General features: G+C 72.3%; 13 protein-coding genes. 6 read left to right on the top strand and 7 right to left on the bottom strand.

Annotated elements, in window-relative coordinates; all coding sequences use genetic code 11:
- The first annotated feature begins 8 nt into the window (after nucleotides 1-8).
- On the top strand, nucleotides 9-497 hold the full coding sequence (locus QA634_RS22960) for a BLUF domain-containing protein (protein WP_012334306.1): 489 nt from the start codon (nucleotides 9-11) through the stop codon (nucleotides 495-497).
- A 29-nt stretch (nucleotides 498-526) separates the two neighbouring features.
- On the opposite strand, the gene QA634_RS22955 is transcribed toward QA634_RS22960, so the two are convergent.
- Both QA634_RS22955 and QA634_RS22950 read right to left on the bottom strand, forming a co-directional pair.
- Complete coding sequence (locus tag QA634_RS22955) at nucleotides 527-2,209, bottom strand: acyl-CoA dehydrogenase family protein (RefSeq protein ID WP_012334305.1); 1,683 nt, start codon at nucleotides 2,207-2,209, stop codon at nucleotides 527-529.
- 169 nt (nucleotides 2,210-2,378) lie between these two features.
- Nucleotides 2,379-3,269 (bottom strand): DMT family transporter, encoded by an 891-nt coding sequence (locus QA634_RS22950; RefSeq protein ID WP_012334304.1) that lies wholly within the window; start codon nucleotides 3,267-3,269, stop codon nucleotides 2,379-2,381.
- Between the two features lie 140 nt (nucleotides 3,270-3,409).
- On the opposite strand from QA634_RS22950, the gene QA634_RS22945 reads away from it, so the two are divergent.
- Entirely contained in the window at nucleotides 3,410-4,291 is an 882-nt protein-coding gene (locus tag QA634_RS22945) for a YihY/virulence factor BrkB family protein (protein WP_012334303.1), read from the top strand.
- A gap of 337 nt (nucleotides 4,292-4,628) precedes the next feature.
- On the opposite strand, the gene QA634_RS22940 is transcribed toward QA634_RS22945, so the two are convergent.
- On the bottom strand, nucleotides 4,629-5,666 hold the full coding sequence (locus QA634_RS22940) for a glutamine synthetase beta-grasp domain-containing protein (RefSeq protein WP_012334302.1): 1,038 nt from the start codon (nucleotides 5,664-5,666) through the stop codon (nucleotides 4,629-4,631).
- A 455-nt stretch (nucleotides 5,667-6,121) separates the two neighbouring features.
- Between QA634_RS22940 and QA634_RS22935 the strand changes: the two genes are divergently transcribed.
- Entirely contained in the window at nucleotides 6,122-6,316 is a 195-nt protein-coding gene (locus tag QA634_RS22935) for a DUF2735 domain-containing protein (RefSeq protein ID WP_012334301.1), read from the top strand.
- A gap of 46 nt (nucleotides 6,317-6,362) precedes the next feature.
- On the opposite strand, the gene QA634_RS22930 is transcribed toward QA634_RS22935, so the two are convergent.
- Nucleotides 6,363-7,292 (bottom strand): glutaminase, encoded by a 930-nt coding sequence (locus tag QA634_RS22930; protein ID WP_012334300.1) that lies wholly within the window; start codon nucleotides 7,290-7,292, stop codon nucleotides 6,363-6,365.
- A 154-nt stretch (nucleotides 7,293-7,446) separates the two neighbouring features.
- Nucleotides 7,447-10,272, bottom strand: a complete 2,826-nt coding sequence (locus QA634_RS22925) for a phosphoenolpyruvate carboxylase (protein ID WP_012334299.1) — start codon at nucleotides 10,270-10,272, stop codon at nucleotides 7,447-7,449.
- Between the two features lie 319 nt (nucleotides 10,273-10,591).
- On the opposite strand from QA634_RS22925, the gene QA634_RS22920 reads away from it, so the two are divergent.
- Together QA634_RS22920 and QA634_RS22915 are read left to right on the top strand one after the other, a co-directional pair.
- Nucleotides 10,592-10,903: a hypothetical protein gene (locus tag QA634_RS22920; protein WP_012334298.1), complete on the top strand. Its 312-nt coding sequence runs from the start codon at nucleotides 10,592-10,594 to the stop codon at nucleotides 10,901-10,903.
- The gene (locus QA634_RS22915) at nucleotides 10,900-11,604 is read left to right on the top strand and encodes a hypothetical protein (protein ID WP_012334297.1); all 705 of its coding nucleotides are present in this window, start codon (nucleotides 10,900-10,902) and stop codon (nucleotides 11,602-11,604) included. The genes QA634_RS22920 and QA634_RS22915 overlap by 4 nt, the downstream gene beginning before the upstream one ends.
- Nucleotides 11,605-11,775: 171 nt before the next feature.
- Here the strand turns inward: QA634_RS22915 and QA634_RS22910 are convergent, their stop codons facing one another.
- Together QA634_RS22910 and QA634_RS22905 are read right to left on the bottom strand one after the other, a co-directional pair.
- Nucleotides 11,776-12,051 (bottom strand): hypothetical protein, encoded by a 276-nt coding sequence (locus QA634_RS22910; protein ID WP_012334296.1) that lies wholly within the window; start codon nucleotides 12,049-12,051, stop codon nucleotides 11,776-11,778.
- 7 nt (nucleotides 12,052-12,058) lie between these two features.
- Nucleotides 12,059-12,310: a hypothetical protein gene (locus QA634_RS22905; RefSeq protein WP_012334295.1), complete on the bottom strand. Its 252-nt coding sequence runs from the start codon at nucleotides 12,308-12,310 to the stop codon at nucleotides 12,059-12,061.
- A gap of 275 nt (nucleotides 12,311-12,585) precedes the next feature.
- On the opposite strand from QA634_RS22905, the gene QA634_RS22900 reads away from it, so the two are divergent.
- Complete coding sequence (locus QA634_RS22900; RefSeq protein WP_012334294.1) at nucleotides 12,586-13,359, top strand: Crp/Fnr family transcriptional regulator; 774 nt, start codon at nucleotides 12,586-12,588, stop codon at nucleotides 13,357-13,359.
- Nucleotides 13,360-13,510: the final 151 nt, after the last annotated feature.

The following is a 13,510-nucleotide window of genomic DNA, read 5'->3' as shown; positions in this document are numbered from 1 at the left end:
GGAATGCCATGCTGCTTCACCGCCTGCTCTATCGCAGCGAGGCCGCGCTCCCCGGCCGCGCGGCGCGGCTCGACCGCGAGCTCGACGGGATCATCGCGGCCTCCCGGGCGCGCAACGAGGCCGCGGGGCTCACCGGGGCGCTCCTGCACGTGCCGGGCATCTTCGTGCAGGCGCTCGAAGGCCCGCTCCCGGCCATCGAGGCGACCTTCGAGCGGATCTGCTGCGACCTGCGCCACCGCCGCGTCGAACTGCTCGAACTGGCGCCGACGGACGAGCGGCTGTTCGGGTCCTGGTCGATGACGCGGATCGCGGTCGACCGGCCCGACCTGCTGCCGGCCGCGCTGCTGCTGCCCGAGGCGCGCGGAGACGGCGCCTCGGCGCGGGCGACGATCCGGCTGATGCGCGCGCTCCTCGTCGGGGGGGCGGCCGCCCCGGCCGACGAATCCGCCGCGGGGGCGGGCGGCCCCGCCCCGCGGCCGCGCGGGCTCGCCGGCTGAGCGGTCCCGGGGCCCGGGCGCGCCCGGCCCTACTGCACCTCGAGCAGGCGGCGGGCGATGACCTGCGCCTGGATCTCCGCCGCGCCCTCGAAGATCGAGAGGATGCGCGCGTCGCAGAGCACGCGGCTGATCTGGTACTCCAGCGCGAAGCCGTTGCCGCCATGGATCTGCAGCGCGTTGTCGGCCGCCGCCCAGGCGACGCGGGCGGCGAGCAGCTTCGCCATGCCGGCCTCCAGGTCGCAGCGCTTGCCCTCGTCCTTCTCGTGGGCGGCGAAGTAGGTGAGCTGGCGGGCGATCGCGATCTCGACCGCCATCATGGCGAGCTTGTCGGCCACCCGCGGGAAGGCCACCAGCGGCTTGCCGAACTGCACCCGCTCCTCCGCGTAGCGCAGGCCGATGTCGAGGGCCGACTGGGCCACGCCGACCGCGCGGGCCGCCGTCTGGATGCGGGCCGATTCGAAGGTCTGCATCAGCTGGGCGAAGCCCTTGCCCTCGACCTCGCCGAGGAGGTTGGCGGCCGGCACCTCGAACCCGTCGAAGGCGAGTTCGTACTCCTTCATGCCCCGGTAGCCGAGCACCTCGATCTCGCCGCCGGACAGGCCCGCGACCGGGAAGGGCTCCGCGTCGCTGCCGCGGGGCTTCTCGCCGAGGAGCAGCGACAGGCCGCGATGGCCCGGCTCCTCGGGTTTGGTGCGCACCAGGATCGTCATCAGGTCGGCCCGGACCGGATGCGTGATCCAGGTCTTGTTGCCGTAGACCTTCCAGGTGTCGCCCTCCCTCACCGCCTTGGTGCGCAGGTTGGCGAGGTCGGAACCGGTATTCGGCTCGGTGAAGACGGCGGTGGGCAGGATCTCGCCCGAGGCGATCTTCGGCAGGAAGCGCTGCTTCTGCGCCTCGGTGCCGCCGCAGAGGATCAGCTCGGCGGCGATCTCGGAGCGCGTGCCGAGCGAGCCGACGCCGATATAGGCCCGCGACAATTCCTCCGAGACCACGCACATCGAGATCTTGGGCAGCCCCATCCCGCCGTACTCCTCCGGGATGGTGAGGCCGAAGACGCCGAGCTCGGCCATCTGGCCGATGATCTCGAGGGGGATGTAGGCGTTCTGCTGGTGCCATTCGTGCGCGTGGGGCACGACCTCGGCCTGGCCGAAGCGGCGCATCTCGGTGCGGATCGCCTCCATGTCCTCGTCGAGGCCCGAATCGCCGATCGTGGCGGCGCCCTGCCCGTCGCGGATCAGCCGGACCAGGGCGGCGCGGTGCGCGGCGGTGTTGCCCTCCGCGATCAGCGTCTCGACGGCGCCGCTGCGGTGGCGCGCCACTTCCTGGGCGCTCAGCCCGAGGGAGGTGGTCGGGCGCACCATCTCGCCCTGGCTCATCGGGATGCCGCCGAATATCTGGTCGAGATACTCGCCGATGCCGATGCGCACGAGCAGGCTCTCGGTCTCGCCGAAGCGCCCGGCTGCCTGGAGCCGCTCCGCGTAGGAGGCGAGCTGGCTCACCGCCTCGGCGTAGGTCGCCAGCCAGGCGAGGCCGTGGGCGGCGTGCTGCTCGGCTTCGAGCTTCTCGGCCGAGAGCCGGCCTTCGGCGGTGGCGACGCGCGCCCGCACTCGGCGCCCGGCATCGGCGGCGAGCGCCTTGGCGGCGGTCGCCGCCTCGCGGGCCAGGGTGGCCAGGTCGGCCTCGACGGTCAGGGGCGCAGCCTGCGCGGACATGGCTCGTATCTCCGGCTGTTCTTGTGCACCGCATGATAGCGGCGTTCGCGCCGGCTTGTAGAGGGCTGCGTCCCCTTGCGTCCCGTCGACCTTTCGGGGGGCGAAGCCCCTCCAGGGGGGCGAAGCCCCTCCAGGGGGGCGAATGCCCCCGAAGGGGCGCCCCCGGGGATCAGGCGCCCCGGCTGGCGACCGCGACGCCCACGACCGCGACGACCATGCCGAGGATCTGGACGGGGGCGAGGCTCTCGCCGAACAGCCCGAAGGCCATGGCGGCCGAGACCGGCGGCACGAGGTAGAACAGGGCCGCGACGCCCGCCACCGCCCCGCGCCGGATCAGCCAGAGCAGGATCAGGATCCCGCCGACCGACAGCCCCAGCACAGCCCAGGCGAGCCCGGCCAGGGCCGGCAGCGAGGCGTCGAAGCGCCCCTCCTCCAGGAGGAGCGCCAGGGGCAGCGTCATCAGCGCCGCGCCCAGGAACTGCACCGCCGCGTTGGTGCGCAGGTCGACCGCCGCCGAGGTGCGCTTCTGCCACAGGGTGCCGAAGGTGATCGCCAGCGTCGACCCGAGGCAGACCGCGAGCGCGGCGGGCGGGATCGCGTCGGCCCCCGCGCCGAGCTTCGGGGCCAGCACGAGCCCCGCCCCGAGGAAACCGACCGCGATGCCGAGCCAGCGGCGGGCCGAGACCCGCTCGCCGAGGAGCGGCCCCGCGATGACCGCCGTCAGGAGCGGCTGCAGGCTGGTGACGAGGGCGGCGAGACCGGCCGGCAGGCCCCGGCTGACCGACCAGAACACGCCGTCGAGGTAGAGGCCCTGCAGCAGGATCCCGGCCACGAGGGCGTCGCGCCAGCCGCGCCAGCCGCGCGGCCAGCGCGCCCCGGCGAGCAGGGCCACGCCGCCCAGCACCGCCACCGTGCCGAGGAAGCGCAGGCTCAGGAAGGTCAGCGGCTCGGCGTGCGGCGCGACGAGCCGGGCGACGACGAAGCCCGTCGCCCAGATCACCACGAACAGGGCCGGGGCGAGGCGCGCAGCGAGCGCCGCCGAATCTGGCGCGAGCGTCATCATTCTGCGCGCAGGCAGCACGGCGGCGGCGCGGACGCAACCGCCGCCGCGTCCCGCCCGCCACGCCCCCGGCGCATGGCGGCAGGGGCACGAAATGGCGCTCCCGCCCCGTCCCGGCCCGGTGTAGAGACCCCTTCGCCATGCGCCTGCGCACCGCCCTCGAGATCGCCGCCATCGCGGCCCAGCGCTTCGTCGCGCATGACGGCTGGGCCATCGCGAGCCACATCGCGCTCTCGCTCCTCACCTCCCTGTTCCCGTTCCTGATCCTGCTCACGGCGCTCGCCAGCGTGTTCGGCACCAAGTCGCTGGCGGACGAGGCCAGCAACCTGCTGTTCGAGGTCTGGCCGAGCGAGGTGGCCGGGCCGGTCGCCGCGGAGGTGCACCGGGTGCTGACCGAGCAGCGCGGCGGCATCCTGACCATCGGCGCGCTGCTCGCCCTCTACTTCTCGTCGAGCGGGGTCGAGAGCCTGCGGGTCGGGCTCAACCGCGCCTACGGGCTGCGCGAGAGCCGGCCCTGGTGGCTGACCCGCCTGGAATCGATCGGCTACGTGATCTGCGGCGCCTTCGCGATGCTGGCCTTCACCTTCCTGGTGGTGCTGGGGCCGCTGGTCTGGCGCGCGCTGGTCATGGTCGCGCCCGGAATCGAACCCCTCGGGCTCACCATCGCGGTGGTGCGGGTGGCGCTCACCGCGCTGCTGATCGCCCTCGTCCTGGTCATCGCCCACAAGTTCATCGCGGCCGGGCGCCGGCCCTGGCACATGGTGCTGCCGGGCGTGGCGGTGACGCTCGGCATGTGGGTGATCGCCGGCCTCGGCTTCGGCACCTACCTCGACCGCTTCTCCAGCGCCTACGTCTCGACCTATGGCGGGCTGGCCACCGCCATGGTGTTCCTGATCTTCGTCTACTGGCTCGCCGCCATGTTCCTGTTCGGGGGCGAGGTGAACGGCACCCTGATCGCCGCCCGCCGTCGCCGCCTGCAGGCCAAGGCGCAGAGCCGCCAGGACACGATCAAGCTGATGTGATCCGCTAACCGGACGATCACGTCCGGACAGCGGATGCCAAGCCCGCGCGGCGCTTGAGCGAAGCCGACATCCGCCTCGCGCCGCGATCCGTCGGATGTCGGATGAGGTCCCGGCCCGGGCCCATTCCCCCAAATGGATGATGCGCCGCGGCGGGCGCCGTGCTGTGCTGCACGCGGATCTCTCGAGACGGAGACCTACCTTTCGCCCGCCCCAGCCCCCGCTGCGGCGGGCGCTTTGCGTCGGGCGAGCGGCCGCCCCCGTCCGCCGGGTGCGGCCCGAACGCGACGCGGCGGGGATGCTGCCATCCCCGCCGCGCGCGTCGGTCAGTTCGGGAGGGTCAGGCCGCGGCCGAGACGGCGCCGGTCGGGACCTCCGAGATCGTCTTCAGAACCTGCGAGGCGATCTGGTAGGGGTCGCCCTGGGAGTTCGGGCGGCGATCCTCGAGGTAGCCCTTGTAGTCGTTCTTCACGAAGCTGTGGGGCACGCGGATCGAGGCGCCGCGGTCGGCCACGCCGTAGGAGAACTTGTTCCAGGGCGCCGTCTCGTGCTTGCCCGTCAGACGCAGGTGGTTGTCCGGGCCGTAGACGGCGATGTGGTCGTCGAGGTTCTTCGCGAAGGCGGCCATCAGCGCCTCGAAATAGGCCTTGCCGCCCACTTCGCGCATGTACTTGGTCGAGAAGTTGCAATGCATGCCCGACCCGTTCCAGTCGGTGTCGCCGAGCGGCTTGCAGTGCCACTCGATGTCCACGCCGTACTTCTCGCAGAGGCGCAGCAGCAGGTAGCGCGCCATCCAGATCTCGTCGGCGGCCTTCTTGGAGCCCTTGCCGAAGATCTGGAACTCCCACTGGCCCTTCGCCACCTCGGCGTTGATGCCCTCGTGGTTGATGCCGGCCGCGAGGCAGAGGTCGAGGTGCTCCTCGACGATCTGGCGGGCCACGTCGCCGACGTTCTTGTAGCCGACGCCCGTGTAGTAGGGGCCCTGCGGGGCCGGGTAGCCGGAGGCCGGGAAGCCGAGCGGGCGACCGTCCTTGTACAGGAAGTACTCCTGCTCGAAGCCGAACCACGCGCCCTCGTCGTCCAGGATGGTGGCGCGCTTGTTCGTCGGGTGCGGGGTGACGCCGTCCGGCATCATGACCTCGCACATGACCAGGGCGCCGTTCGTGCGGGCCGGGTCGGGATAGAGGGCGACGGGCTTCAGCACGCAATCCGAGCTGTGGCCCTCCGCCTGCTTCGTCGAGCTCCCGTCGAAGCCCCACAGCGGCAGCTGCTCCAGGGTCGGGAAGCTGTCGAATTCCTTAATCTGCGTCTTGCCCCGGAGATTCGGAACCGGCGTATAGCCGTCAAGCCAAATATATTCCAGTTTGTACTTCGTCATTTCCAGCCTCTCGTCAGGGAACCATGCGGAGCTTGAGGCGCTGCTGCCAGTTACCTTGCCTCCCAAGGCGCAGACCCTAAAGCACAGGCTGTGCCAAGTGGGGTTCCCGCGGCGCGGTCGCGGTCGCAGCCCGGCCGAAGGCGAGGCGCCGTCCCGGCCCGGAGGGAGCGAGGGGCGCCCGGATCGCGCCCGCGCCGCGGGCGGCGGCGACCGCGCCGGGACTGCCCACCGGATGGGCAGCCGCGCGCCCCTGCCGCGATCGAGGGCAGCGGGGCGCTCGGCGCGGAGGGAGCGCGCTGCAACAATGCAATCGTGATCGGCAAGACCATTTCTGCGCAAATTGCGTGCATTTACTGATTTTTTTGGCAGCAGACCGTGCAAGCAGCGGGCAGTGGAGGCTATATTGACCCGGTGACTGGCGCGTACCGCCAGGCGGGACGACAGGAGACCGGCTGATGATGAAGGCGGGCCCCCAGCGGGAGACGGCGAAGATCTATCAATTCCCCCTGCGGAACCGCGCCGCCCCGGCGGCGCGCCGGCCGCAGGCCGAGGCGGGCGAGCGCGCGACGCGCTACGCGGACGCGGCCTTCGGCGCCGGCTGGTACCACGAGGCGGCGATCCAGGACGCCGACCGCAGCCGCAAGCCGTGACGGTGCCGGACAGCGACGCCGGGGGAGTGGGCGGGCCCCCGCGGCGTCACTGGCCGAAGATCGACCAGCCGAGCCGCTTCGTCAGCATCTCGAGCGCGATGCGGCCGAGATGCGAGTTGCCCGCCGCGTCGAGCCCCGGCGACCACACGGCGATCGAGGCCCGGCCGGGCGCGATCGCCAGGATGCCGCCGCCGACCCCGCTCTTGCCGGGCAGGCCGACCCGGTAGGCGAATTCCCCCGAGCCGTCGTAGTGCCCGCAGGTGAGCATGACGGCGTTGATGCGCCGCGCCCGCTCGGGCTGCACCACGAGGTGGCCGGTCGCGGGGTGACGCCCGGAATGCGCCAGGAAGCGGCCGGCCTCGGCGAGCTGGCGGCAGGTCATGGCGATGGCGCAGTGGTGGAAGTAGACGCCGAGCAGGTAGGGCACCGGGTTGTCGAGCACCCCGTGCGCCTTCATGAAATTCGCCAGCGCCATGTTGCGGTAGCCCGTGCGCTGCTCGGAGGCCGCCACCGACTCGTCGATGGCGATCGCGGCGTCGCCCGCCAGGAATTGCAGGAAGCGCAGGATCTCGCCCAGCGCCTCGCGGGGCTGGTGGCGCGACAGGATCACGTCGGTGACCGCGATCGCCCCCGCATTGATGAAGGGGTTGCGGGGGATGCCGCGCTCGTACTCGAGCTGGACGATCGAGTTGAAGGGGCTCCCCGACGGCTCGCGGCCGACGCGGCGCCAGAGCCGGTCCCCCACCATCCCGAGCGCCAGGGTGAGGGTGAAGACCTTGGAGATGCTCTGGATCGAGAACGGCACGTCGCAATCCCCGGCGGCGGCGACCTCGCCGTCGGCATCGATCACCACCATCCCGAAGGCCCGCGGGTCCATGCGGGCGAGTTCCGGGATGTAGGTGGCGACCTCGCCGCGGTCGGGGCGGGCGCGCATCTCCTCGGCGATCTCGGTCACGACGCGGGTCAGGTCGGTCACGGGCGGGCCTCGCGGTGGGCGGTTCGGGCGGTGGCGGGGCGGCCGGGTGCGGCATCGCCGCCCGCGCGAAGCGGAGTTGCGCGACGCGGTCCCGCTTCGACCGGCATCGCCTCCTCGGCGCCGCCGGACCGGTGCCCCTCTCGGCGCAGGACGCTCAGCCGAAGGCCCCGACCTCGTGCTGGATCATGCCGCTGATCTCGCGCACCTGCGCGAAGAGGCGGCCGATCGGCTCGAACAGGGTCCGGTGCTCCGTCTCGTAGGTGCCGACCCCGCGCGGCCCGGCCGGCTCGCCGAAATTCAGGCCGAGCGTCGGGTCCGGCGTCACCGGGAAGATCTCGTCCAGCGCCTTCAGGCAGCCCGGCACGTCGAGCCGCAGGATGCGCTCGATCAGGCTCTCGCGGGTGACGCCGGCCTGCGGCCGGAAGCCCGGGATGTGCACGGCCAGGAACCAGATCCGATGGATCAGCGCGAGCCGGAGCGCGTGCAGCAGGGTCAGCCGCAGGCTCATCGCGGCGAGGTCGCGCGCCACCGAGTGCAGCATCAGGTGGTCGTGGGTCAGGCGCCCGAACAGCCGGCGCAGGCGCGGGGCGAGGTTCAGCCGGTCGAGGGCACCCGCGATGGCGATGATCTCCTCCCGCCGCCCGTCGCGCGTCGCCCGCCGCGCCCGTTCCAGCCACATGCCGGGATCGAGCGTCTCGATGTAGGCGCGCAGCACGTCGAGGTCGCTGACCCGGGCGGCGTGCTGGACGAGGCTGAAGGCGCGCCGGAAGCGCTCGGACTCCGCCCGCATCTCGCCGAACAGGTCCGGGGCCCGGGCGGCGGCGTGGCCGACCCCGTGCATCGAATTCGCCAGGAAGCCGAGCTGCTGCAGGATGGCGTTGTTGGGGATCGCCCGGATCTGCCGTGGATGGGTGATCGCGACCGGGCCGCCCGCGTCGGACTGGCGCGCCACCGGCCGCGACCCGGTGCGGTCGATCAGGTTCGGCCCGAAGGTGCCGAGCAGGGCCGCGTAGCCGGGATCGTCGACCAGCGTCTCCATGTCCTGCCGGGCGCCGGTGAAGAACTCGGTGGCGAAGTCGGGCTCGGCGTAGATCGGATCGGGCGGGGGATCGCCCGCCTCGAAGACGTGCTCGACGATGCGCAGCACGGTGGCGCGCGCGAGCGGCGCGGAGCCGAACAGCAGGTAGCCGTCCGTGCCCTGGAAGCTCGATTCGAGCCGCACCTTCAGCCCCGCCTCGCGGTTGCGCAGGCGCGCCTGGCTCGGGGCGAGGTAGGCGAGGCGGTCGCGCAGGCTCGCCGGATGGGCGCCGCGGCCGATCGACTCGCCGTGCGTGTCGAAGATCACGAGCTCGATGTCGGCGAGGCCGTTCGCGACCATCATCTCGGTGATGCGCAGGCGCAACCGCTCGATCCAGAAGGTGGCGGCGAGCTGGCCGACGTAGCGGCCGGAATCCGAGTAGCCGAATTGCAGCACGAGGCGGCCGATCCGGCGCAGGTAGCGCCGCCAATGGGCGGAGCGCAGCGCGTCCTCGACGACGTGCACGCCCTGCTCCAGGGCCGAGGCGGTCTCGAAGAGCGGCGTGATCTCGACCTTGTCGCCGATGCCGAAATGCTCGGCGAGCCAGAGCGCGGCGAGGAGCGTGTAGCCGGTCTCGGTCTCGGCGATCAGGAAGCGCACCGGATGGGTGCCGTCCACGTGCTTGAGGATCTGGGCGATCGTCATCATCAGGCGGGAGGCGGAGGAGCGCTCGGCGGCGAGCGCGCCGAAATCCACCGGCACCGCCTCGACGTGGTCGAGGAGCGCGTTGATCGAGGCGAGGTGCGAGCGGCGCTGGGCCGGGTCGGTCGGGTCGCCCTCCCGGTCGAGGGAGCGGCGCACCGCGTTGTGGACCTGGGTGGCGTTGAGCCGGAAATGCGGCAGCCCGTTCTGCAGCCCGTGCGCGGCGCAGCCGGCGCGCAGGACGCAGAGCCTGAGCCGCGCCTCCTCGTCGCGCGTCGCCGCGATCGCCGCGCCGAGGGCGGAGAGCAGCGGGCCCGCCTCGGTCTGGGCGCGCTCGCGCTCGATGATCAGCGCGAGGGCGAAGCGGTGCACCACCTCCAGGCTCGGATCGTCGCCGAGCTTGGGGGCGACGGCGAGCTGGCGCGACACCGCGTCGCGGGCCGCCTCCGCGAGCCGCCGCACCGGGACGGCGGCCGGATCCTCCGGGAGCTGCGCCAGAACCCGCTCGAATTGCGTGCGCTTCGATTCCAGCCGGTAGCGCAGCGTGTCCCACCAGCCGATATCGGTGCGCCCGTCCGTGTCGCAGCCGACCCAGGAGGCGATCACGACCGGCTGCGGCACCAGGTCGTGCCAGTGCTCGGGCCAGCGCTCGCGGGCGGCCCGCAGCAGGGCCTCGTTCAGCCCGTCGAGGGCGGCGCGCCCGTGCTGCACCGAGAAGCGGGCCTGGTCGAACTCGTCGTTGAGGGTGATGACCGGGTCGGGGCGGGAGGACAGCCCCGCCGCCTCGCCGAGCAGGGCCCGCCGGCCTTCCGGGGCCGGCGTCGAGGCGGCCTCGGCGAGCAGGCGGGCCACCGCCTTGGGCATGCCGAAGGTCGGGTGCGCGGTGAAGACCGCCGCGAAGCGCGGTCGCTCGATCCGGGCCCGGGCCACCTCGAAGTCGCTCTCCTCGCCGAGGATCAGCGGCACCGCGCGGGCGAGGTCGTCGCCGCCCTCCTGGTCGAGGCCCAGATAGGCGCGCAGGCGCTGCGCCCGCTCCTCCAGGGCCTGCCCGCGCAGGGAGCGGAAGAGCGGTTCGAGGTCCGCCTCGCTCACCTCGCCCCGGTCCATGCGGCGGCTGATCGCGAGGGCCACGGTGAGGACGGGGTTGCGGAATGGGTCCTCGCTCGCCTGCTGCCGGGCCTGCTCCACCAGCTGGAGCAGGTCCGCCTCCAGGCTCTCGGGAGCGGCGGGCGAGTCGGGGGTTTCCTCGGGCCGGTACATGGGCATCTCTCGTCGCGGCAGGGCCGGATGCGGGTGCGGGGCCGGGCGACGCAAGGTCCGTTCCGCGCCGCTTCCGCGCGGGAGGCCGGGCGTGCCGGGCCGCGCGGGGCGCCGGGCGCGCCCGGGCGACTCGGTCGCGCGCGCCGTCAGAGGATCATAGGACGGGGGCGTCGCGCCAGCCCGCGGAACGGGTCATCCGGCGCCCCTGGTCACCGGGCGGCTCTCGGGCTAGATCCGAAGGCGTGAGGGCTGATCCGGGCCGGCGCCGGGCGAGCGGGATCGCGGACGGACCAGGGAGCGGCCTCGGGCTTCGGTCGATATGGTGTTCTTGCTGGCCGCCGCGGCGGTGACCTTCGCGGTGATCATCCTCCTTCTGGTGCTGGTGGCCGGAGATCGCCGGCCGCCCCTGCGCCTGCCGCGCGAGCACCTGCTGGAGGAGCGCGGCGACGAACTCTACGACGCGCTCGGACCGCGGCCGCACGGCCTCGTCGACCGCAGCGACGCGGAGCCCGAGGCGCCGGCCGGGCGCCTCCCCGGCCCCGCCCCGCGGCCGGCCCCGCACAGGAGCCCTCCGCAGGTGATCGATCACGATCCCGACGAGCACCGTCACGCGAACGGGGGGGACCGATGAGGCGCGTCGCGGGCTCGGCGGTCCCGCTCGCCGCAGCGGCGCTGCTGGCCGCCGGGGCGGCGCTGCCGGTGGCCGGATCGACCCGAGCGCGCGCCGAGGATGCCGCGCCCGTGTCCTGCGGGAACGAGGCCGCGTCCTATGCCGGCGGCAAGGGCGTGAGCCTGTGGGTGACCCGGCGCGGAACCCTCACGCGCGAGAACCCGCTGCGGCCGCTGACCCCGGACCTTCTGCAGGTGCTGGAGGTGGTGATCCGCGGCAAGGCCGCGACGGCCTACGGCCCCGACCTCGACAACCTTCGTCGCGGCGGCGCGCCGGCGAGCCTCGAAGCGCAGAGCGGTCCGGGCGCGGCGATCCGCTGGGGCGCGGGCCTCGACGGGCTGCCGAAGACCCTGCGGATCCTTCAGGATGACGGGGCGGGCGTGGTCGCCGCCCTGCCGTTCCGGGCCTGCGGAGAGGCACCGAAGGTGGCGGCGCCGAAGGTCGAGGCGCCCAAAGGCGCTTCGTCCAAAGGCGCTTCGTCCAAGGGCGCTTCGTCCAAGGGCGCCTCGCCCGGCGCCGCCAAGGATGCGGGGGACGCTCGGCCGGGCGGCCCGTCGGCGGCGTCCGCGCCGACCGGTCGCGCCAAGCCTGCCCGCAAGGCGGACGAGCCTGCCGGCCGGCTTCCGAACGGCTTCACGCTGCCCCAGGGTGCGATCGAGTGATGCGACATCCGACGGATCGCGTCGCCATGCGGATGGCGGCTTCGCTCACGCGCCGCGCGGGCTTGGCGTACACCGTCCGGACGTGATCGGCCGGACAGCGGCTGAGCTGACTCCGCGGGACGCGGCGAGGCGGCCGCGGGGGGCCGGCTCTCCGGGCCGCGAGCCCTCGGCCTACTTGCGCGCCGCCATCATGTCGTGGGCGAGCACGGTCAGCTTCCCGATCAGGCTCGAAATGTCCCCGTGCGTGCAGGACCATTGCGTGCCGATCGAGGCGCCGTCCGAGGACACGGAGACCACCGCCACCGAGCGCAGCTTGCCCTCGCGTGCGAGCCGCAGCTGGTCCTGCAGCACGTCGATCATCGAGGCGGTGTTCTCGTCCGCGGGCGCGGAGGACACGGCCTGGGGAAAGGTGAGGATGCGTGTGGGTTCGGAAGCGAGTTCGGTCATGGGACTCTTAAGGACGCGGGTTGGGATCTCGGGCCTGCGGCGCGGGCCCGCCGTCGAGCCGCGCGACGAGTTCGTGGAGGCTCGACGCGAGGTCGGTCGGAAGGCGCTCTAGGAGAGCGCCTTCGAAGGCGGCCTGCAGCCCGGCGGAGAGGATGTTCGCCAGGTGCTCGCCACCGGAGGGACAGAGGCTGCCCCCGCGCGCGGCCGGCACGGTCGCGGCCGGGTGGAGCCGCGACATGGGCGAGATTTGTGACATCATCGCGGTCTCTGGACTGTACGCCGTCTCTGACCCCAAAACTGCCAGTCCCGCCGCGGATCACAATCCCCGGGCTGCGGCCGAGCTTTCGGTTCCGACCGGTTGTGATCGGTCCGCAACAGTGCGGCGGCGGCGTGCCGGCGCTTTCCTCGGCAAAAGTGTATTGAGCGGAAAACCGATGATTACATCCGGTGCAGGACGCGCCGCTTAACATATGTTAGATCAGTCAGGCGTCACTTGCAGACACACTCGCGCTGCATCGGAGGGTTGGTGTCGCGTTGGCCCAGTATCTGATCCGCAAGCTCGAGCACTTCGCGCGCCTGTTGCCAGAGGAGCGTGGCGTGCTCGATACGCTCGCGCGCCAGCGAACTCGGCGCGTCCGGGCCCGGGACGACGTCATCCACGAGGGCGATGCGCCGCAATTCATCAACCTCGTGCTCGACGGTTGGGCATGCCGCTACAAGACCTTGGAGGACGGCCGACGGCAGATCCTGTCCTATCTCCTGCCGGGCGACATCTGCGATTTCGGCGCGCCGGTGCTGCGGGAGATGGACCATTCGATCGGGGCGATTACCGCGGTCACTCTGGCGAAGATCACGTTCGATGCGGCGGGACAACTTCTCACGGCTTATCCGCGGCTGATGAGGGCCTTCTGCTGGGACGCGCTGACCGCGGCGGCGATCCAGCGGGAATGGACCGTCAACATCGGTCAGCGCACGGCCTTCGAGCGCCTCGGTCACCTGCTCTGCGAGCTCTACGTCCGCATGCGGGCGGTTGGCCTCACCCGCGGCGCGAGCTGCGACCTTCCGCTCACGCAGGGCGAGATTGCCGACACGATCGGACTCTCGGTCGTCCACGTGAACCGGACGCTGCAGGAGCTGCGCAATACCGGCTTCATCACGCTCGGCGGGCGCGAGCTGACGATCCACAGGCTCGACGCCCTCGAACGGGTAGTCCTGTTCAACAGGAACTACCTCCACCTCTCCCGCGAGGGCCGGCACCTCGACGGCCCGGACGAGCCGTCGACCCTCCCGGACGCCACCCGTTCCTGAAAATCGGGGAAGAAGGCGGGCCGCGTCACTAAAATGACACGGTCATCGACAGTTTCTGATCCGGTCATGCCCGGAATACTCTCGCCATGCTGACGGGTTCAGCCATCACACGCGCCTTCGTGATCGTGGTCCTGGCCGCGGGACTCGCGGG

It is taken from the genome of Methylobacterium sp. CB376, from assembly GCF_029714205.1.
Taxonomy (GTDB): domain Bacteria; phylum Pseudomonadota; class Alphaproteobacteria; order Rhizobiales; family Beijerinckiaceae; genus Methylobacterium.
This window is presented reverse-complemented; position numbering and strand designations above follow the sequence as displayed.